Origin of the sequence: Asaia sp. W19 (genome assembly GCF_003994335.1) — a bacterium.
Classification (GTDB): domain Bacteria; phylum Pseudomonadota; class Alphaproteobacteria; order Acetobacterales; family Acetobacteraceae; genus Asaia.
The window spans coordinates 1-20,975 of the sequence record NZ_PNQZ01000077.1; the positions used below are offsets into that span (position 1 = coordinate 1).

Sequence of the window (20,975 nt, forward strand, 5' to 3'; positions counted from 1 at the left end):
CAGCGAGCGCAAACTCTTCGAAGCGGCCCAAGAGCGCTTTGTGAGCGAAGTCGCTGTTCTGGAAAACAAGGATCCGACTGCCGTGCTTCAGGCCCTGACGGATACCATGAAGGCGGCGTGACCGGCTTTCTCCGGCGTCCTGCGGGCGCCGGGAAATACCCGGAGGATGCCCGCCGCAGGAGCAACCTCCGGCCAGGGATGCTGATCCCTCATCCAACCTCTTCCCTTTCGACGCATCCTTTCTCCGCCGTCAGCGTTTCGTTTGCGATCCGGGCTGTCTTCCCCAAGGGGCTGACAGTATCTCAGCAGAAGGAACACGCCGCGTGACGGAACAGACGAGTAAGCGTTTCGCCCATAAGAAGGTCCTGGTGACAGGCGCTTCGCAGGGTATTGGCGAGGATGTCGCCATGCATTTCGCCAGCGAAGGCGCACAGGTCGCGATCAACGGGCGCAAGGCAGAAAAGCTGGAGCCGCTTCTCAACAAGCTCCCCAAACCCGTCAGCGGCGAGCATCTGATCGTGGCAGGCGACATGTCGGTTGAGGAAGACGTCGATCGCGTGATGAAGGAGACGCTCGACGGCTTTGATGGCCTCGACGTGCTGATCTGCAATGCGGGCATGCAAATCGAGTGCCCCTCAGACGAAATTTCCCTCAAAGACTTCAACATGGTGATGGCCGTCAACGTGTCGGGCGTCGTTCTGTGCGCTCGCGCTGCGCTCAAATACTGGCGCGGCAAGGATTTGCCGGGAAACATCATCGTCAATAGCTCAGTGCATCAACAAATCCCCAAGCCGCATTATCTCGGCTATTCCGCCAGCAAGGGCGCGGTGGGGAATATCGTCCGCACCCTGGCGCTCGAATATGCCCGGTTCGATATCCGTGTGAATGCGGTCGCTCCCGGTGCCATCGTGACCCCCATCAACGATGCCTGGGTCAAGGATCCCGAAAAATACGAAGCGACAGCGAAGCATATCCCGATGAAGCGTCCGGGTGAGTGTCGGGAGATCTCTGATGCGATAGCATTTCTCGCTTCGAAGGAATCGAGCTATATCACCGGACAGACCCTGTTCGTCGATGGCGGCCTGACCCTGTATGCCGATTTCGAGCAGAACTGGTCGTCCTGAATCATTCGAGATTTACGCCCCATGTCGACCCCGCCTACCGTTCTCGTCGTCGAAGATGATTTTCTCATCCGGACCTGTCTGATCGAGTTCCTGGAAGAGAGCGACGTCACGGTACTGGAAGCCGATAACTGTGCCACGGCGCGGTCGCTCATCCTTAGTGACCGCCCGCTCGACGTGCTCATCATGGACATATCGCTCCCCGATGGCAGTGGCGCGGAGCTCGGGCAGGAGAGTCGCAGATTACGTCCCGAGCTGCCGATTATCTACACCACCGGTCATGGCATGGCCGTCGACAAGACCTCGGCGCTCGACAGGGTGATGACCAAGCCCTACCAGCTCGATGCCATATTGGGCGTCGTTCAGGAACTCGCCCCGGCGAGTTAAGTCATGCCCAGTCTTCAACAAGCGTCTTACGAGGAACTTCACGCAGCGTTCCGCTCAGGCGACACGATGCGCTGCCTGGAGGCTGCACGGTTTCTGGATAGGGCCTCTTCCGGCGGTCTTCATCCGTTGGGACAGCTCATGCCTCACGCTGAGGCGGCTGATCGACGAGCGGATCTCCTCGCCCTCGTCGAGGCGCTCGCCGATCATGCCCCCTATGATTGCCGTCTGCTTGAGCTACGCGGAAGCCTGCTTCTCCAGATCGGCCGTCTTGACGAAGCGATCGACGCGCTGACACAGGCCTTGTCACGTCGCCCGGCCCATCTCCCCGCCATGGGTGTTCTTGCGAGCGCCTACACCCAGGCGGGCCGCTTTCCGGAGGCGCGAGAGGTCTTGCAGAAAATTCACGATCTCGATCCAGGCGATCCGAGTTCGGTTTCCAATATCGCCTATCTTACCGCAGCGATGGGCGACATGATTCCAGCGCTCAATCTCTATCGACGCGCCATCATGCAGAGGCCCGATCACCCGCAGATGCGGCTCAATTATTCGATCGCCTTGCTCAAGGCAGGTTTTTATCAACAGGGCTGGGCGGAACATGAGTGGCGTTTCCAGCTTCCAGGCCATACCAGTCTGCCTCTGTCACGCCTCCTCCCCACCCTGACCCCCGGCCTCGATCTGAATGGCAAGCATGTGCTCGTCACGCAGGAGGAGGGGTATGGCGATACGTTCATGTATCTGCGCTACCTCCCCCTGCTCGCACGCCATGGCGCGCGTATACGCGTCTGGGGGGCGGACATCATGGCTGATCTTTGCGCCAGGGTTGAGGGTGTGGAAGCGGTGCAGTTCGGCGGTGAGACGCCGCCCTATGACTATCACTGCCCTTTCATCAGCCTGCCCCGCGTTTTTTCGGCCAGCGAAACGCCGTTCGGAGCGGCTGTCCCCTACATTTCCGCCGACAAGGGCAAGTCAGCCCGCTTCTCGGCTCTCCTGAAAAAGGAGCCATCCCTGCGCGTCGGTCTGGTCTGGTCAGGCGCGCCGCGTCGCGACCAGACGGAGGCGTTCATGCTCGATCAGCGTCGCTCGATGGCGCTCGAGACGCTTCGTCCGCTTTTCGGCCTGGCCGATGTCTCATTCTATAGCCTTCAGAAAGGAGATGCTGCGCGGCAACTCGATGAAGGTCGGCTCAGGGGCGGCCCCAGTGACGGGCTGGACACAGGCATCACCGACCTTATGCCACATGTCGAGACCATGGATGACAGTGCGGCCCTGATCGACAATCTCGACGTCGTGGTGTCCGTCGATACCTCGATGGTCCATCTCGCTGGGGCAATGGGTAAAACGGTCCTCCTGATGGACCGGGTCAATCCCTGCTGGCGTTGGTTGACGGACCGGCAGGACAGCCCATGGTACCCGAGCCTCACCATCTACCGGCAACAGCGCGCCTGGGACTGGGGTGACGTCGTCTCCTCCGTGCGCGACCGCCTTATCGACGAAGCCAAACGGAAACGCTCATGACCCCTTCGCCCTATGCCGCAGCAAGAGCCCGGATCGACAGCCTGCTGCAACGACCCGGACGCGTCATTCTTGGTCTCGTCGGCGCGCCCGGCGGGGGTAAATCAACCCTCGCCGCGCGCCTTGCCACGGACTATCCCGGCCAGGCGCTCGTAGTGCCGATGGATGGCTTTCATCTCGCCAATTGCGAGCTGAAGCGTCTCGACCGTGCTGGCAGAAAAGGCGCTCCAGATACGTTCGACGCGCCGGGCTTCGTCTCCCTGCTCCAGCGCATCCGCAACCAGGCGCAGGAAATCGTCTACGCCCCGCTTTTCGCGCGTGAGATCGAAGAGCCCATCGCGGGTGCTATCCCGGTATTGCCCGAGCGCAAGCTGATCATAGTCGAGGGAAACTACCTGCTTTGCGACGGCCCCTGGGCGCCGGTACGGCACTATCTCGATGAGAGTTGGTTCGTCGCCACTGACGAGGTGCAGCGCAATGCCTGGCTTGAGGCACGGCACGTGCATTTCGGTCGCACGATAGAGGAGGCGCGGCACTGGATCGCCGTTACCGATGCGCCCAATGCCCAGATCATCCTGCAGACACGCGACAAGGCAGACTGGTCTTATATCCCCGAACCGATCCCGACAGCGGGATAGACCGGGGAACAGGCCCATCCCGAAGCGCCCGGATTGCGTCCCTTCGGTCTAAGTCCTTCGCCACCTACGGATGACAGGACTCCCCGGGCAAGGTACCCCGCGCAAGATACCCTGGGCAGGATCCCCCCCGGACAAACCAGCGAGCCCGCGCGAAGTCCCCTTTCGATCGGTCGCGATCCCTTGCGTCCCGAGGGAGACACGTGATCCTCAGTAGTCGAAGCCGTAGCTTAGCCCGATGCTCGATCCCGGATCATTCTCCGGGGTGGTGAAGCCGGTAACCTGACCGCCTGTGCCGACCGTGGTGTTCAGCTTGAGGCGTTTGGTGAGGTCAACCTGAACCTGAGCCTGCGTTCCTGAACCGCTGGTCGCCTGCTTGGCCCCTACATAGACGCCTTTCATGACGTATTTCCCCGCCTCGAGACTGGCTCCGCCATTATTGACGCCGCTGCCGCCCCCGACAGCGAGACGATCCAGCCCCAGAAAACCCCTCACCGTGTTGAGCGGGTCAAAACTTGAGGCACCGCTGAGTTGGGCGACCGCAGCAGCGAGGCTGGCAAGCTGGGTGGGGGAGAGCGAGGCCGTCGAACTGCCAAAGAGCAGCATCGACAGCACCTGATCGCGGGGGAGCGATGGCTGGGAGGTGAAGTCGATCTTGGGGGCGCTGGCATATCCCCCGACGACGAGGCTGGCGAGCGTCCCCTGTACATTGCGGTCCGCCCTGAAATCGAGTGAAGGATCAAGCTTGTGATCTACTCCAGATCCATCGAAAGCGACACGCCCCTTGGTAAAGTTGAGGTTCACCCCAGCGAGGTTGAAGAAGCCACGCCGCAGATCGAACCCGCCGGAGATATCGGGTGCCGTGCTCAGTCCGCCGACATGGAGCTTCCCCGACATCTCAGCGTCGAGCCCGTGCCCTCGCACGAAGAACTCGCCTGGGGAAATCACGGAGATATCCAGCCCTATCAGCAAAGCAGCGCCTGAAACCTCTTTCTTCTGCCCCGGACGGACGACCGTGAGTTGAGGAACGGATGCAGGCATTGAATTAGGGATGTTGACGATCACCGAGGGCAGACGCACCTCGCCCCCGACATCCAGCCGTGTGGAAAGCTGACCATGAATATGGAGATCGGAGTCGATCACCGCAGTCAGAAGATCGCTGGTGACAGGCTGCGCCTTGCGCGCTGTGATGGTCAGATCCACCGGCAAACCTGGGCGCAATGCGCCAATGGAGCCCGCGAGCGCGATGGACCCTCTGCCCGCATGGGCCTGGATATTCTGGAGCGTAAGTGTGTCATTGGCGGCCAGGATCGCACCGTTGATCCCGCTTAGCCTGACCCCCTGCCCGTAATGGGCAAAGCTGATATTCTCCAGGGTGATCCGACCATTCGCCATGGGGGCCGTAGCAGGCCCGCTGACGGCGAGATCAATGGCCGATTTACCCGAGAGAGCCATGCCCTGCGCCCCGATGATCGCATTCAGCATGGACAGATCGACTCCGCCGGTCAGCTTGAGACCGAGCGTACCAGAGGCTGAGAGCGGTGCCACGCCCGAAGCATGAAGTGCGAGATGAGGTCCGGCGTTCGCCTGAGCCGTGAGCTGGGCAGTCTGCCCTGCCAGAGTGGTATTGGCCTGCAGATCAAGGGGGGGCAGGGATTCTCCTCCCCCTGAGCGCATACGAAACCCGCGCAATGCGACCGAGGCCGCCCCTGAGGGATTATCGAGACGACCGCCAAGATCAGCCTGAAGCGACAGAACACCCTGCGCATCAAATCCTGGGATAAAGGGCTTCGCGAGAGCTGGGGTGACCTGAGCGACACGCAGACGCAGTTTGAGGTCCGGCTTGAGGCTTCCGGCGATATCCAGCGTCGCGGGTGCAACGCCAGGCGGTGCAATGGCAAGTTGCAACCGATCGACCGAAAGGGTCTCGCCAAAGCTGACCCGGCTTTGCCCCTGCAAGCGCAAGCTTTCCCCTTTGACCGATGCCGAGAGACGATCCAGTCTGACGGCCTTGTGGGTGAGATCGAGCAGAAGCGCCGTATCGATCGAAGCCGGTGCCGACAGGACATTCTGGAAGGCGCCATTAAGGGAGAGGGCGAGCGCCTCGAGCGGGCCCTGCGCGCGCAGCTTTGCCGCCCCCGTGATCCCTTGCGCATCGATACCCTGGATGTTCAGACCAACCGACATATCGGGGTGATTGATCGGATCCCGTATGGTTCCGCTCAGATCCAGCGCCCCGATACGGGCCTGTGGCGCCTGCGCGCCCCCTTTGAGCGAGAGCGTCACGATCGGAGGCTGGTCTGGCTGAGGGTCAGAGGTCCGCAAATCGAGGGCAAGATGGCCGCCGAGCCTCTGACCAACGAGAGCGCTGAAATCGTTCAGGTTTCCAGCCGTTACTGCCAGAGTGCCAAGGGGAAGTGCCGCGCCAGAGGGGAGTGTTAGATGGCCCTTGCCGGTTAGGCTGGCCCAGTCGAGGGCATTGAGCAACAGCTCCGCGCTGCCATCCTCATGGCGCGCAAAGGCCGAATCGAGCGAAAGCGGACGCCCGTCGAGCTTGCCCTCAGCGCGCAGCGTGCCCTCCGGCGCACGAGGAAGATGCAGCACAGCCAGATCGACCGCGAGAGGTCCCTCACTGACGTCATGCGCCCCGACCGCACCCTTCATGTGTACCCTTGCAGCGAGATCCTGCATCGGGCCCTCGGCATGGGCGCTCAGAGCAAGATTGCCGCGTATCTGTGGGGCAACGCGCTGCAAATCGGGCAGAACGAGCAGCATGTCATGATCGAGCCTGCTCTGCGCCCCGAGCACAGCAACACCCTGATCGTGCAGATGCAGGGCCTGTCCCTCGAAAGTCAGGTCATTGACGCGGATCGTCCGGCCCGATTTATCCTCCGGAGACGCCAGCAGATCGAGGGTGAGCTTTGCGTCCTTGCCAACCAACGCCACGGCCTGACGCAGACCAGAAGTGAGCGAAAGCGTATCCGAAAGCTTCAGCCGGGAATCGCCGTGCGCCTGCCAGAGAAAATCGGCATGAGCGACGTTGTGTCCTTCGAGTTCCACATGACCGATCCCGGCCAGGGGCTTCAGATCTGGCAGCACAAGATCGACTACCCCGGCAATACTCGGCTTGAGCTTCGCCGAGGCATCGAGCTGAAAGAGCGGGTGACGCAGCGCAAGGGTGAGCGGTAGTCCCTCCGCGTTGGGGAGCGCTGATAATGAGGCCTCGATGGGGGCCTGGGCAAGAAGCGCGCTGGGCACACCCGGCACCCGCACGCCATCAGCCTTGAGGGTCAGTGCGAGACGATCGGCCCGTGGTCCCTTCCCCTCATCACCGGTAAAGCGAAGCGCCAGATGGGTAAGGCCCGCCCCGGCGGCTGAGAGGGAATCGAGATCGAGCGCACCTTCCCCCGAGGGCGCCAGAAGATCGCCTCTGAGCGATGCGGAAAGGGCAAAATTTTGCCAGGCCACCCCCGCCATCGGGCTCATAGCCGGGGTCGACGCCGAGATCCCGAGCGTCCCCCGATGCACCGGGAGATTGATGGTCCCATGGACGTCAGCCTTCACCACCCCTGCCTTGAAGCGCATGGCAAGCTTGCTGGCCACGACGGGACCGGTCGTATCGAGCGTGAGCGTCAGAGGGTCGAGCATCTTGAGCCCGGCCATTTGCGTTATCAGACCCCCATCCTGCTCCTCAACGCCAACATGCAGATTGGCGATACCCGGGGGCGTCGCAAGCGTCAGCGCCACATGGCCCTGCCGGTCAAGCCGGGTCACATCGAGACCCAGATCCGTGACAGGCAGATGCCCAGGCTGCAGACCATCGATAACCGGAGCGAGATCGGACAGGGTCATATGCCCTCTCACCGCCAGGGACATGGGCATCCCGATCAGGGACTTGCCGATCTCTCCACGGTCGATAACGAGTTGTCCAAGCGCGATACGCAGGTGGAGCGTGGACGGTGTCGAAGGCGTCGGGGGCTGCTGCGGGGCGGCTGGATCGGCTTCAGGAAGACGCATAAAGCGAAGCTGCTGCGCCGAAAGTAGCGAGGCGCGGACCGTTTTATGCAGCAGTGCCAGCGGGGACCAGTGCAGATCGAGCCCGTCAATCGTGAGATAAGGGCCAAGATGATCCTGAACACTCAGATGGGCCAGATGAAGACGATAGGGAAACGTCCCTCCGAGCCCGTCGATCTTCACCATGCCCCCGGTCACGGAGGCAGTCTGCCTTTCAATGGTGCGTTGCCCATACGGAATATTGGCAAAAACCAGCACACAAGCTACCGCAAGGACAATCAGCGTCACGGGAAAGACCACTAGCAGACCAAACGCCCATTTCAGGAGGCGCCGCAGCCGGGAGGACTTCGCAGGGGCGGAAGAAGCAGAGCTGGCTTGCGTCTCTTGCGGGCGCTTCGTCATCAGAATGTTTCTCCGAGGCCGATATAGAGCTCCCATTTATCGCCATGGGGTGGCCGGTTTGCGGGCAGCGCCACGTCCAGCCGTACCGGACCGATAGGCGTATAGTAGCGGACGCCCGCGCCGTAACCGACGCGCAGCTTACCTTGGAACGGACGGCTACCCATCCCGACCTGACCGGCATCGACAAAAGCCGCCGCGCCGAAACTCTTGAGAATGCGCTGGCGATACTCGACCGACCCAGCATCGAGCGACGTGCCGCCGATACCGTATTTGCCGTTCTGCGGACCGACGCCCTGATAGCGAAAGCCGCGTACCGTGGCGGGGCCGCCCGCGTACAGACGCTGATCGGGAGGAATCTGATAGGTAGAGGCGCCCTGCACGGATCCAACGATACCGCGTATCGCGATGATGGAGCGTCCCGGATCGCTGATCCCGATACGATGCAGATCAACATAGGTCGAGGCGCCCGCACTCATGATCGTGAAGAAGGCGCTCCCGTTCTCGAGAGACTCAGACGGGGTGATGTTTACATTCGCCCGCATGCCATGTGTCGCCGGATCGATGGGATTGGACAGTTCGGTACTGTCATAGGTCGCGCCGAGCGGAGCCTGGATGATCAGATAATCCGTCGAAACACCGAATTGCTTGATGTTCTCCTGCTCTGCCAGAAGGCTACCTGAAACACTCCAGTACTTGTTCAGCTTGCGGATAAGCCCCCCACGAATCAGGATTGCCGTCTGATGATAGGAATACAGAAGCTGCCTGATGCCCTCGACACGAAGGCTCAGATTCTGGTTCCGCCGCATGAAGTCAGGCTTGAGGAAGTCGGCATAGACGTCATAACCCAGTCCCTGTTGAGCGGAGCCGCCCAGACCGGTCACAAGGGCTGTCAACTTGAGCTGCTCCGCCCCTCCCAGCAGATTACGATGGGTCCAGGTCGCTCCCACGCGGCCTCCAAGATCGGTCGAATAGCCAATTTGCGCCGAAACCGTATGGCGCTTGCCCTCCTGAACCGTGAAACGCAGGGGCATGGCCTGACTGGTGCCCGTCCCTGCGCGTCCGCGCGCCAGTACGACCAGCGGCGGGGCATCATGAACCCCTACCGAAGAAAAGATACCGACACCCGCAAGATCCTGACGGGCAGCCTCGATCTTGCTCGGTTGATAAAGCTGCCCCTCATGGATCAGCAGCCGTCGCCGCAGGAAATTCTCGCGTGTCCGGCCGAGCCCCTCAAAGCTGATCGGGCCGATATCCACCACAGGCCCTACACCGACCGCAACTTCCACATTGAGTGTCTTTGTAGCGGGCTGCAGATAGGCGATGGGCGTGCCTATATTGGCCTCGGCATGCCCCTCTTCCTGCAGGAAATTCTGCAAACGGGACTGAGCGGCGAGAACATCGGCGGCGATCGCCTTCTGACCACTCGCAAGACCAAAAGCCTTGAGTTCCGCAGCGGTGAGGGACACAGGGCTATCAACCGTACCGGGGGAAGACGCAGCTGCGCCCGGCTTTTCCCCTGACGGTGGCTTGGTCCCGGAGGCAACCGACGGCGCGGCCTCATTCTGAAGCGGCCCTCTGACAAGCGTAACGGTCCCGAGATGGAATTGCGGTCCGGTGACAGGCTTGATGGTGATACGCAGCTTTTCGCCATGCGGGACGGTAGCGAGACGATCCGGCAACGCAGGATTCTGACCGTCTATGGTCTTACCACCGGGCAACTGGACCGTAATCACGACCTTGCCCGCGTAAAATCCCCGGCTTTCGAGCGCGGATTGCACGCGTTCATAGTCCCCCCTTATTCGCCCTGCGAGCGCATAGGGATCAACGGCATGGGTCTTCTGCAGGGTCACCAGACTGGAAGAAGCCTGCACCATGGGGTCAAGTTCAGGATCGGAAGACGGTGTGATGACAACGACATAACCATCATCATGATCCGACTTCCTGCCTTTACCGCCTTTTTTCTGAACGCCCTTGCCGGGAGCGACATCTGCAGTCGATGCGGCCGGACTTACCCCTTCTGGGGCCTGAGCAGGGGATGCGACCCCGGCAGCCGGCTCGCCCGTAGATGGCGCGGCCTGGGCCGCGACCGCACAGGAAAAGGAGCCGCCAAGCGTCAGAACAGAGAGGAAGTACTGCGCATGGCGGGGTAATGAACTCTGCAAATACCGGCCGTATCGGAAAAACGACCGCGAAAAAGCTTGATTGAATGACAGCAATGGGGCTCCCGCTGTTTTTTCGATCCCGACACGTGATGCATGAAAAGAGTGTCCGGATCATGTCACGGGCGGCCAGGCATGAAAAGCTGCGGTGTGACCTGAATGTTGCGACAAGGCAGATTCGGAACAATCTTCATGAAATCGTCGCGGTAACGCGGTTGTCCAGCATGTGGATTTCGCGTTAGGTATCGGGCAATGACTGACGCGATCACGCGCCGCCGTCCCGCCAGTGACGCTTCCGGCCCCGAATCCTGGACCGCCCCGCTTGTTCAAGCCCCGGGGCACCGCCTTGTTTGTCGGCTGCGTGCAATACGGCGCATGAGCCTGTCCTGCCTGTGGACTCTGGCCGCAAGCATACCCCAGCGCCTTCTGCTGCGCCGCCCTGGTGCTGCAAAAATCCGTTTTGCCCGTTTCTACTGGGCAACGATCTGCCGCATTCTCGGATTACAGGTACGCGTGGTTGGTGAGGCAGCGGGGACGATCCGTGACAGCGCTGCCGTTCGGAACGGCGAACGGCCGATCATTTTCGTTGCCAATCATTCCTCCTGGCTGGACATCGCCGTTGCCGGTGGGGTGCTTCCTACCGTTTTCGTCGCCAAGCAGCAGATCGCCGACTGGCCCGTCATCGGCACGCTGGCACGTCTGGGTCGGACCATCTTCGTCAGCCGACAGCGCAACAATACGGGGCGCGAACTGCAGGCCATGACCGATCGCCTCAATAATGGCGACAATCTCATCCTCTTCCCCGAAGGGACCTCGACGGATGGCACCCATGTGCTGCCCTTCATGTCGTCCTTCTTCGCTATTGCCAAGCCGAGCCGCGTCGATACCTCCCTGCCCGCCCCGCCTTCCGTGCTGATTCAGCCTGTGTCGATCGTCTATGACCGGCTCGATGGCCTGCCCATCGGTCGCGCACGTCGCACAGCACTCGCATGGTATGGGGACATGGATCTGGCTCCGCATATCTGGTCGGTCACACAATGGCGCTCGCTCGGCGCGACGGCCATTCTCCATCCTCCGGTCGATCCAGCTGATTTCCCGAGCCGCAAGGAGCTGTCTCTCGCCGTTCAGCAGATCGTGGCGGAGGGCGTTGCACAGTTGCATCACAACCCCGACCATCCTGAGGCGGCGCATCACTAATAGGCGGCGGGCCCTTGCCGCAACGGCATTCTGCCTCAAGTCGACACGGCACGGGTTGAATATTAGCCATGCATTTACCGGGCCGTTCGGCTACAATGACACCAGAGCATTTTCAAAACGGGCTGCCGCGCCAGAAACCATCCTGCCTCGCAGGAGGCGGTTTCCCCTCTCGCAGCCTCGACAAGCGCCCTCGGGCAAAAGGTAAGGACACGTGACGGTCGAGACGATCACAGGCAGCAAAGCCCCCTCCCAGAAAGACATGGCCAATACGCGCGGCCTGCATGTCATCACCTGGGGCTGTCAGATGAACGTCTATGACAGCGCGCGTATGACCGACGTTCTCGCGCCGTTGGGCTATAAGCCGGTGACTTCGCCTGAGCAGGCGGAAATGGTCATTCTCAATACATGCCATATCCGGGAGCGCGCAGCCGAAAAGGTCTTTTCAGAGCTCGGGCGCCTGCGCAAGATCAGCGAAGAGCGCGAATCCGCCGGGCTCAATCGCTCGATCATCGCTGTTGCAGGCTGCGTGGCCCAGGCGGAAGGCGAGGAGATCCTCGCCCGAGCACCCTATGTGGATATCGTTCTCGGCCCGCAAACCTATCACCGCCTGCCCGAGATGGTGGCCCGCGCCGCCCGCGCCGGCGGAGCTGTGATCGACACGGACTTCCCTGTCGAGATGAAGTTCGATTTCCTGCCAGAAGCGTCAGCGCCTCAGGTGGAGGGTAATCTCACAGCGTTTCTCACAATTCAGGAAGGCTGCGACAAGTTCTGCTCGTTCTGTGTCGTGCCTTATACGCGTGGCGCCGAAACCAGTCGCTCCCTCCCCTCAGTGCTGAGCGAGGCGCGCCGCATGGTCGAGAGCGGCGTGAGGGAAATCACGCTGCTGGGCCAGAACGTGAATGCCTATCATGGCGATGACGGCGATGGCGGCACAGCCGATCTGCCCCGACTTGCCGCCGCTCTCGCGGCTCTGCCCGGGCTGGAACGCATCCGATACATGACCTCGCATCCCCGGGACATGGATCAGGCGCTAATTGACGCCCATCGCGATAACCCGGCATTGATGCCTTTCCTGCATCTGCCGGTCCAGTCGGGCTCTGACCGAATCCTGAAGGCCATGAACCGCGGCCATACCGGCGATGAATACCGTGCCCTGATCGCAAGGCTGCGTGAGGCCTGCCCCGATCTGGCGCTGTCCTCGGATTTCATCGTCGGTCATCCCGGCGAGACGGAAGAAGATTTCGAGGCGACGATGCAACTCGTGCGTGATATCGGCTTCGCGCAGGCATTCTCGTTCAAGTATTCGCCCCGTCCCGGCACACCCGCTGCGGGTCAGCCTTTCCAGGTGGACGAAGCCGTCAAGGACGTCCGTCTTCAGCGCCTGCAAGCACTGCTGCGCGAACAGCAGGACGCGTTCAACGCCGATATGGTCGGTCGTACCCTCCCCGTGCTTTTCACGGGACGCGGGCGCAAACCGGGCCAGATCACCGGGCGTTCACCCTATCTGCAACCGGTTCATGTCGAAGGCTCGGATGAGCTCATCGGCCAGACAGTGCCGGTTGTGATAACCCAGCGACTGACCAACTCGCTGGCCGGTACACTCTTACGGGAGAGAGTCTGCGCTTGAGCCACCCCACGGCACCCCAGTCGCATCCCGAATACGGGACAAATGACCGTAACTCCAGGCGGCACCTCCCGCCTGAAACCCCTCCTGACGCACAAGGCCAACGCACTTCGGCGCTGAGATTTGGAGATAATATTCTCCTGCAGCAATTGCTGGGTGATCATGACCGCCATCTTCTTCGGCTCGAACAGGGTTTCGATGTCCGCCTGACCTGCCGTGGCAACAAGATTGCCATCACGGGTGAAGCCGCGTCGGTCGCGCGCGCTCAGGCCGCCATCACCGCGCTGTACAATCAGCTCGAACATGGCGGCAAGATCGACGGCCCCGTCGTGGACAGCGTGATCCGCCTCTCGGCCCTGCCCCGCCCCGGTCGTGGCACGGAAACGCGCAGCACACCGCGTGAAACCCAGACACGTGCCATCGAGACCCCCCGCAATGATACCGAGGGGCCGACGCCTTTCCTCGATCTGCCCGCCATCAAGACCAAGCGGGGCGCCATCGCGCCACGCTCGCGCGGTCAGGCGGCCTATATGCAGATGCTGGCCAAGACCGAACTGACTTTCGGCATCGGACCTGCTGGCACTGGCAAAACCTATCTTGCCGTGGCGCAGGGTGTCGCCATGCTCCAGGCGGGTCAGGTGGACCGGATCATTCTTTCGCGTCCCGCTGTTGAGGCAGGTGAACGCCTTGGCTTTCTGCCGGGCGATCTGCGTGAGAAGATCGACCCCTATCTGCGCCCTCTCTACGATGCGCTCAATGACATGCTGCCGGGTGATCAGGTCGCGCGACGCATGGCCAATGGCGAGATCGAAGTGGCGCCGCTTGCCTTCATGCGCGGGCGCACCCTCGCCCACGCCTTCGTCATCCTCGACGAAGCCCAGAACACCACCCCGGCCCAGATGAAAATGTTCCTGACCCGTATGGGACAGGGGGCACGCATGGTCATCACCGGCGATCTCAGCCAGATCGATCTGCCCTCGGGCGTCGCATCCGGACTGCGTGAGGCGGTAGAGACCCTTGAAGGCCTGCCGGGAGTTGGTATTACGCGTTTTGAGTCCGCCGATGTCGTCCGCCACCCGCTCGTGGCGCGTATCGTGGACGCTTATGATCAACGAGTGGCTGCGGCACGGGATTACTCCCGAGGCAGGTCGCGCCGGGAATACAATGGAACCTCGAAGTAGTTTGACCCAATCCGCCGAAGAACCGTCCTCTATAACGAGGGCGGCGCTTCGCTCACGTCTGGATCTGATCGTGGCCGATCGCCGCTGGCGCGCCAGCGTGCCCAATCTGGAAGCGCTCGTTGCGCGATGCATCGAGGCAAGCTGGCCATGGCTGGATCGCGATCGCATCCCCGCCTTTCTTCTCGCGGGGGATCACGCCATCAAGGCGCTCAACGCGACATTCCGTGACAAGAACAAGCCGACCAACGTCCTCACTTTCGAAGAGAACGGGACATTCGGCGACGGCGATATCGCGCTCGCCTATGAAACGGTCCGCCGTGAGGCGCAGGTCAGCGGCAAGAAATTCCCGCACCATTTCGCGCATCTGGTCGTTCATGGTCTGCTGCATCTGGCGGGTCACGACCATCATCGCCCGGACGAAGCCCGTCTGATGGAGATGACCGAATCCCGCATCCTTGCGCGTCTGGGTATTCCCAATCCCTGGCGTCTGGGCGGGGGGCGCGGCGCATGAGCGAGAGCGACGAGCACCGCCAGCGCCCCTCGAAAGGGCTATTCGGCATCTTCAACCGCAAGGGGCGTGAACAGGGGTTGCGCCTCTCGATTGCGGCCCTGGTGGAAGAGGCCGCGGCCCCCCATCCGGAAACCGGTACGCGCCCCGAACTCGACCGGCAGGAACGCGCGCTGATCACCAACGTGCTGCATCTGCGCGAAAAGACAGCGGATGATGTGATGGTGCCGCGCGCCGATATCGTCTCGATGTCAGCCGATATCACGCTCGACGAGGCTCTGGCCTTTATGCGTCGCGAGAATCACTCGCGCGTGCCGGTCTACCGCGAGCATCTCGACAACGTCATCGGCATGATCCACGTCAAGGACCTCATTGCCTATATCGGCACCTCGGAGGCCTTCGATATCGAGCCCTTGCTGCGTCAGCCCTTACTGGTTGCCCCGCAGATTCCCGTGCTCGATCTGCTGCTCCAGATGCGTCAGAGGCGCACCCATCTGGCCCTGGTCATCGATGAATATGGCGGGGTGGATGGTCTGGTGACCATCGAAGACCTTGTGGAGACAATCGTTGGCGACATCTCGGACGAGCATGACGAGCCCGTCTCGGCCATGATTTCCGAGCGCGCCGACGGCTCTTTCGACCTCGATGCCCGTCTGCCCGTTGATGAACTCGAAGGCTTCATGGGGCCACTACTGACCGAAGCCGAGCGTGAAGCCGAGATCGAAACCGTCGGCGGTCTCGTATTCCGCCTCGCGGGGCATGTCCCGATCCGCGGGGAGGTCTTCACTCATGAGAGCGGCCTCGTCTTTCGCGTGACCGATGCCGATGCGCGTCACATACGCGCCCTCAGAATGCGTGTACCAGCCGACTGGGTTCGCAGCGACGCGGAGACGTCCCATCGCGGGGATGACAAGCACTAGCGATTCCTGGCGATCAAGAGGCCGTCCGCGCTCGTCGGGCAGGCCGCCTCTTGACGCCGCGTAGCTTCCGGTCTTCAAAACTTTGACATCATGACCCGGGAGTGTTCTTCAATGTCTCTATATCGGCGTAGTTTTCTGGCGGCCCTGCCAGCCCTCGCGCTCATCCCGAAGGCACGCGCCGAGGATAGCCGGCTGACTCCGCGCACATTGGGCAACCCCAAGGCGCCGGTTACGGTCAATGAGTGGTTTTCGCTCACATGCACCCATTGCGCGCATTTCGAGATGACCGTCTTCCAGGACGTGAAGACAAAGCTGATCGATACCGGCAAGGTCTTCTATGTCTATCATGACTTCCCGCTCGATCAGATCGCCCTGCTGGGTGCCATGGTGGCGCGCTCCCTGCCGGTTGATCGCTACGTACCCTTCGTCAACTCCATGCTTGCCAGCCAGGATCGCTGGGCCTTCGCGCGCGACGTGAACCCCAAGAAGCAGATCCAGCAGATGGCGGCGCTTGCCGGAATCTCGGCCGATCAGTTTGCCAAGATCGATGCAGATGATGCATTCCGTCAGGCGCTGGTCGCCCAGCAGGATTCGGACCAGGCCAAGTACAATATTGGCGGCACGCCGTTCTTCATGTTCAACAACCAGCCCTATAACCAGGAACTTCTGACATTCGAGGCCTTCGAGGCCGAAGTGAAGAAGGCTGGTGGCTAAGCAGAGGACCCCGCTTTTCGCGTATGTCAGCCAAGATCACGCGCCTGCGGATAGCGGGTTTCAAGAGTTTTGCCGATCCTGCCACGATTGATATCCTTCCCGGCCTGACAGGCATTGTCGGGCCGAATGGATGTGGCAAGTCCAACGTCGTCGAGGCCCTGCGTTGGGCCATGGGAGAGAGTTCCGCCCGTGCCCTCCGTGGCGGGGAACTCGACGATCTGATTTTTGCAGGCACCAGCGCCCGTTCCGCCCGTTCCCTCGCTGAGGTTACGCTCTGGCTTGAAGAGGCCACAGGGCTGGCCCCGCCCCCCTTTAGCGAGACGGATGGGCTCGAGATCTGCCGGCGGGCCGAGCGCGGCTCCGGCAGCGATTTCCGCCTCAATGGCCGCGCCCTGCGCGCGCGCGACATCACCACGATGTTCGCCGATCTGTCTTCCGGCGCACGCAGTTCCTCCATCGTGAGTCAGAACCGCGTGAGCGCGCTCATCAGCGCAAAGCCGGAGGAGCGACGCTCGCTGCTGGAAGAGGCTGCGGGTATCAGCGGGCTCCATGCCCGGCGTCATGATGCGGAACTCAAACTGCGTCAGGCTGAGGGCAATATCGCGCGCAGCGAGGATCTGCGCCAGCAGATCACAAACCGCCTCGAACAGCTCGATGCACAGTCGACGCAGGCGCGCGCCTATCGCAGCCTGTCAGAATCCATACGCGAAGACGAAAGCGCCCTCTCCTGGCTTGTGCACAGGCGCGCGGCATTGCTGGTCGAGCGCACGGAAGGGCTTTTGCAAGAGGCCGAGCGCCAGCGCGATGACGCTGGTCAAGGCGCAGACATGGCCGAGCAGGCCACAATTGCCCACAAAATGCGCGTCCAAGCGTTACGCGAGACAGTAGAATCTGTACGTGAAGCCCGCGACAAGCTGCGCCTGACGGCTGAAACATCGCGGGAATCCCTGACCCAATCGCGCGCTGCTTGCGAGCAGGCCATGACGCGTCAGGCCCAGAACAGTGCCGATCGGAGTCTGGCACAAGCGCGTCTCGATGAGGCACTGGCGCGCCAGGATGCCCTGAAGGAGAGTCTGGATCGCCTCGACATCACGCTTCGCACCCTCCCCGATACGCTGACGGTCCAGGAGAAAGCCGCAGAGCAGGCGGAACTGGCCTTGCGACAAGCCGAAAGTCAGGTCGCTTCTCTTACCGCGTCTCTGACACGCGACCGGCTCGCCGCGCAGGCCCTCGCCAAGGACCATGAGACGACCGCGCAGCGTATCCAGTCACTGGAATGCGATGAGGCCCGTCTGACCGAGGCGCTCGCCAATGTGCGCGCCCAGATGCCCGATGAGGCCGCTCTTCATGCGCTGCAAAAGGCTTTGGACGAGAAGCGCAGGACGCGGCAGGACCATGACGCGCGCGTCGAAGGACTGAACGGGCAGTGTCAGGATGCGCGCCTCTCTCTCGCCGATGCCGAGCAAAAGGCGGGGCAAGCCCGGCGAGAAGCCGAACAGGCGCGCCTCTCGCTCGAGGCCCTGCACACGCGTCAGAAAGCCCTCCTTGCGCAGATCGCCGCTCACGAGACCGAACTCGCTGCGCTTGATGAGGCGCGGCTTGGCGACGAAGCCCTGTCCCAAGAGGACGCCCGCGCCATCACCATGGGCGAGGCGCGTGACGCCGCGCGGCAGCAAGCGGACGCGCATCAGGCGGCGCATGCAGAAGCCCAACAGGCTCTGGCGGCCATCGAGGCCCAGATAGCCGGCGCTGCACGCCAGCGGGAATTGCTCACGAAGGAGCATGACCAGGCCAATCAAGCCTGCGCCCGGCATGATGCTCAGATCCAAGGCTTCGCGGCCCAGCGCGACCACCTCGTTGCCGAGATGCCCGATGATGCACTCCTGGCCGGGGCACGCCAGCAGCGTAAGGACGTTGAGGCAAGTCTCGTCACGCTCAATGCCGAACGTGAGACGCTTTCGACGGAACGCAATATCGTACGTCAGGACTGGGAACGCGCTCACAAGGCCAGCCAGACGGCAACGGCCCATATGATGGCCCTTAGGGTGCAGTACGAGGCGCTCAGGGCGACAAGGGGAGAAACCTCCCTGCCTGATCCGCTGATCGAGGCGCTGGTTATTCCGGCCGGGCTCGAGCGCGCCCTCGCCGTAGCCCTGGATCAGACGATCGAGGCGTCACTCGACGCCACACAGAGCCGTGCCTGGCTACTCCTTCCTGAGCAAGCCTCTCAACCGTTACCGCCTGGATCCACGCCGCTCAGCGCGCTTATCCGCGCACCTGAAGCGCTTGCCCGCTGCTTCTCAGCTATCGCCCTGATAGACGATCCGACGATGGGCAAGGTTCTTCAACCTTCCCTCCTCCCCGGACAATGTCTTGTCAGTCGTGATGGCGGGTTGTGGCGCTGGGACGGGTATTGCGACACCGGGAGTCTTCCGTCTCGTGCCCTGGGACCTGTCGAGACCGTCGCTCGGTTGCGCGCGCTGGAAGAAGAGATCCGGGCTTCTGAAACGGCTCTTCCTCCGCTGCAGGCCCAGACGTCAACGCTTGAAGCACGCGAGCAGACGATTGTCGCGCGTCTTGAAGCGCTGCGCGAGGCCTTGCATCGTGACGAAGCGCTTCTCCCCAAGCTCCGGCGGGAGGAAGATGCCCTTTCCTCCCGAGCGGACCGCGTGACCAGCCAACTCGCGCAGCTTGAGCAGAGGCGCGAAGAGGCCATGATCCAGCGCGAGGAAATGGGGCGCCGTGCCGACGCAGCCCGCGAGGCGCTGGCTGAGCTCCCCTCGGAAGCGAGCATGCAGGGGCAACATGCGCAGAGACAACACGCTGCAGACGCGGAAAAATTCCTGCTTACCCAAGCTCAGGGCAACCTCCGCGACGCGGATACAGCCTATGCCGAGGCGCGAGAGCGCGCGACCCGCTGCAGATTGCAGGAGGAGGCGCGCGCCGCAAAAGCCACGACGCTCACGGGCGTGCTTGCTCAGGAAAAGCGCGATCAGCAGGATATCGCCGCGCATTGCGCTCAGCTTGAGGCGCAGGATCATGAAACCGCGCTGCGCATCACCCAGGAGATGCTGCGGTCGAACCGCGCGACGTTGACCCGTGTTGAGGAAGAGCTCACCGCAGCACGCGGCGCCGGAGAGGCGCTTGGACGCGACATCGGAGCGGCGAGCCGAGACCTTCAGACGGCGCGGGATCTGAAGCTGAGCCTGACCAGCCGTCTCTCCGCACTGCTTCCTCAGCATGAGGCCCTCGTTTCAAACCTGACAGAGATGCGGGCTCATCAGACAACCCTCGCGCCGGTGCCCGATCTGACGCCCAGGGAACGAGAGCTGGACCAGTGCCGAGAACGGGAAGCCACCAGCCGTCAGAATGACCTGACCTGCCGTGAGGCGCTACGCGAAACAAAAGCCGCGCTGGAAAAGGCGCTGCAGGAAAAGGAACAGACGATCTCGCGGCGCGTCGAGACGCTGAGCACGATCGCGGCACTGGAAGAGGACCTGCAACGCCTCGCCGAACGTGTCGCCGAGGGAGAAAAAGAGATTGCCCGTGCCAGCGCTGAGGCTTCGCGGCTCGAAACCGTCACGCTAGAAACGGCCGAAGCGCTGTCGAGAGCGGAAAGCGACTTTGCATCTGCCGCCGAGGCTCTGGCCGAAATCGATTCGGCCATCGAGGCTCTCTCCCGCACACGGCGTGATGAGGAGCAGCGCTGCGCGACAGCTCGAGAAAACGCAATACGGCTGCAGGAGCGCCTCGAACAGGCGCGCGCCCAGTACGCCAAACTCGACGAGGGCCGGGCCAATACGCCGGAAGAGACATTCGACCTTCCGCTCACCGAACAGAGCGAGACGAGCTTGAAGCGTCGCCTGGCGCGCAACCAGAAGGAACGCGAGGCGCTCGGACCCGTCAATCTTCTGGCCGAGCAGGAATATGCCGAAGCCCATAGCCAGTCAGAGCATCTGGCGCGCGAACACGACGAGCTGGAATCTGCGATCAATCGCCTTCGCGGATCAATCAACGCCTTGAAAAAGGAAGGGCGGGAGCGCCTACAGGCGGTATTCGTCGAGGTCGATCGCCATTTCCAGGCGCTGTTCAGCCGCATGTTCAACGGTGGCAAGGCCCATCTCGGCCTTGTCGGCAGTGACGATCCGCTAGAGGCTGGTCTTGAGATATTCGCCCAGCCTCCCGGCAAGAAACTCTCGACGCTTTCTCTGCTCTCAGGGGGCGAGCAGGCGCTCACCGCACTTTCGCTCATATTCGCTACGTTCAAATGCCAGCCTTCCCCCCTCTGCATTCTTGATGAGGTCGACGCTCCGCTCGATGATGCCAATGTGGAACGGCTGTGCAGCCTGCTCAAGGATATGGCCGAAGAGGCCCAAACACGCTTTCTGGTTGTTACCCACCATCAACTCACCATGGCGCATATGGATCGGCTGTTCGGCGTGACCATGCAGGAGCGCGGTGTCAGTCAGGTCCTGTCCGTCGATCTGTCGCTGGCGGCCAGCTTTGCCGAGAATGGGTCACTGGCAGTGGCTCCCTGAGGCAGGAGGGTTATMACCATGTCTTTATTGTGTTTTTCTCCCGATCCTGCCCATAATGACGGK

13 protein-coding genes and 1 pseudogene are annotated in these 20,975 nt (G+C 62.0%); 12 read left to right on the top strand and 2 right to left on the bottom strand.

The features are described from left to right. From C0V97_RS15885 to C0V97_RS15905, 5 genes and pseudogenes are all read left to right on the top strand, one after another. Window positions 1-121: pseudogene (locus tag C0V97_RS15885) on the top strand (CarD family transcriptional regulator); the annotation flags it as partial. A 202-nt stretch (window positions 122-323) separates the two neighbouring features. After that, window positions 324-1,124, top strand: a complete 801-nt coding sequence (locus C0V97_RS15890; RefSeq protein WP_127103538.1) for a glucose 1-dehydrogenase — start codon at window positions 324-326, stop codon at window positions 1,122-1,124. Window positions 1,125-1,145: 21 nt separating this feature from the next. Then, a complete protein-coding gene (locus C0V97_RS15895; RefSeq protein ID WP_127103539.1) occupies window positions 1,146-1,508 on the top strand; it encodes a response regulator in 363 nt (120 codons plus the stop codon). 3 nt (window positions 1,509-1,511) lie between these two features. Continuing rightward, entirely contained in the window at window positions 1,512-3,023 is a 1,512-nt protein-coding gene (locus C0V97_RS15900) for a tetratricopeptide repeat protein (RefSeq protein ID WP_127103540.1), read from the top strand. Continuing rightward, window positions 3,020-3,658, top strand: coding sequence for a nucleoside/nucleotide kinase family protein (locus tag C0V97_RS15905; protein WP_127103541.1), 639 nt, complete (start codon window positions 3,020-3,022; stop codon window positions 3,656-3,658). Before C0V97_RS15900 ends, C0V97_RS15905 begins: the two co-directional genes overlap by 4 nt. A 207-nt stretch (window positions 3,659-3,865) precedes the next feature. Here the strand turns inward: C0V97_RS15905 and C0V97_RS15910 are convergent, their stop codons facing one another. Both C0V97_RS15910 and C0V97_RS15915 read right to left on the bottom strand, forming a co-directional pair. Beyond that, window positions 3,866-8,071, bottom strand: coding sequence for a translocation/assembly module TamB domain-containing protein (locus C0V97_RS15910; RefSeq protein ID WP_127103542.1), 4,206 nt, complete (start codon window positions 8,069-8,071; stop codon window positions 3,866-3,868). Further along, complete coding sequence (locus tag C0V97_RS15915; RefSeq protein WP_233582223.1) at window positions 8,071-10,233, bottom strand: autotransporter assembly complex family protein; 2,163 nt, start codon at window positions 10,231-10,233, stop codon at window positions 8,071-8,073. Before C0V97_RS15915 ends, C0V97_RS15910 begins: the two co-directional genes overlap by 1 nt. A gap of 249 nt (window positions 10,234-10,482) precedes the next feature. On the opposite strand from C0V97_RS15915, the gene C0V97_RS15920 reads away from it, so the two are divergent. The 7 genes from C0V97_RS15920 to C0V97_RS15950 all read left to right on the top strand — a co-directional run bounded on the left by C0V97_RS15920 (window position 10,483) and on the right by C0V97_RS15950 (window position 20,912). Next, the gene (locus C0V97_RS15920; RefSeq protein WP_127103543.1) at window positions 10,483-11,427 is read left to right on the top strand and encodes a 1-acyl-sn-glycerol-3-phosphate acyltransferase; all 945 of its coding nucleotides are present in this window, start codon (window positions 10,483-10,485) and stop codon (window positions 11,425-11,427) included. Window positions 11,428-11,686: 259 nt separating this feature from the next. After that, window positions 11,687-13,054 carry a tRNA (N6-isopentenyl adenosine(37)-C2)-methylthiotransferase MiaB gene (miaB, locus tag C0V97_RS15925; protein ID WP_127103550.1) on the top strand — a complete coding sequence of 456 codons (1,368 nt, stop codon included), beginning with the start codon at window positions 11,687-11,689 and terminating at the stop codon, window positions 13,052-13,054. Between the two features lie 113 nt (window positions 13,055-13,167). Continuing rightward, window positions 13,168-14,232 (top strand): PhoH family protein, encoded by a 1,065-nt coding sequence (locus C0V97_RS15930; protein ID WP_233582225.1) that lies wholly within the window; start codon window positions 13,168-13,170, stop codon window positions 14,230-14,232. A 70-nt stretch (window positions 14,233-14,302) separates the two neighbouring features. Continuing rightward, complete coding sequence (gene ybeY / locus C0V97_RS15935; RefSeq protein WP_233582224.1) at window positions 14,303-14,743, top strand: rRNA maturation RNase YbeY; 441 nt, start codon at window positions 14,303-14,305, stop codon at window positions 14,741-14,743. Beyond that, window positions 14,740-15,660, top strand: a complete 921-nt coding sequence (locus C0V97_RS15940; RefSeq protein ID WP_127103546.1) for a hemolysin family protein — start codon at window positions 14,740-14,742, stop codon at window positions 15,658-15,660. Before ybeY ends, C0V97_RS15940 begins: the two co-directional genes overlap by 4 nt. 111 nt (window positions 15,661-15,771) lie before the next feature. Beyond that, on the top strand, window positions 15,772-16,374 hold the full coding sequence (locus C0V97_RS15945) for a thioredoxin domain-containing protein (RefSeq protein ID WP_127103547.1): 603 nt from the start codon (window positions 15,772-15,774) through the stop codon (window positions 16,372-16,374). A gap of 23 nt (window positions 16,375-16,397) precedes the next feature. After that, on the top strand, window positions 16,398-20,912 hold the full coding sequence (locus C0V97_RS15950; RefSeq protein ID WP_127103548.1) for an AAA family ATPase: 4,515 nt from the start codon (window positions 16,398-16,400) through the stop codon (window positions 20,910-20,912). Window positions 20,913-20,975 lie beyond the last annotated feature (63 nt).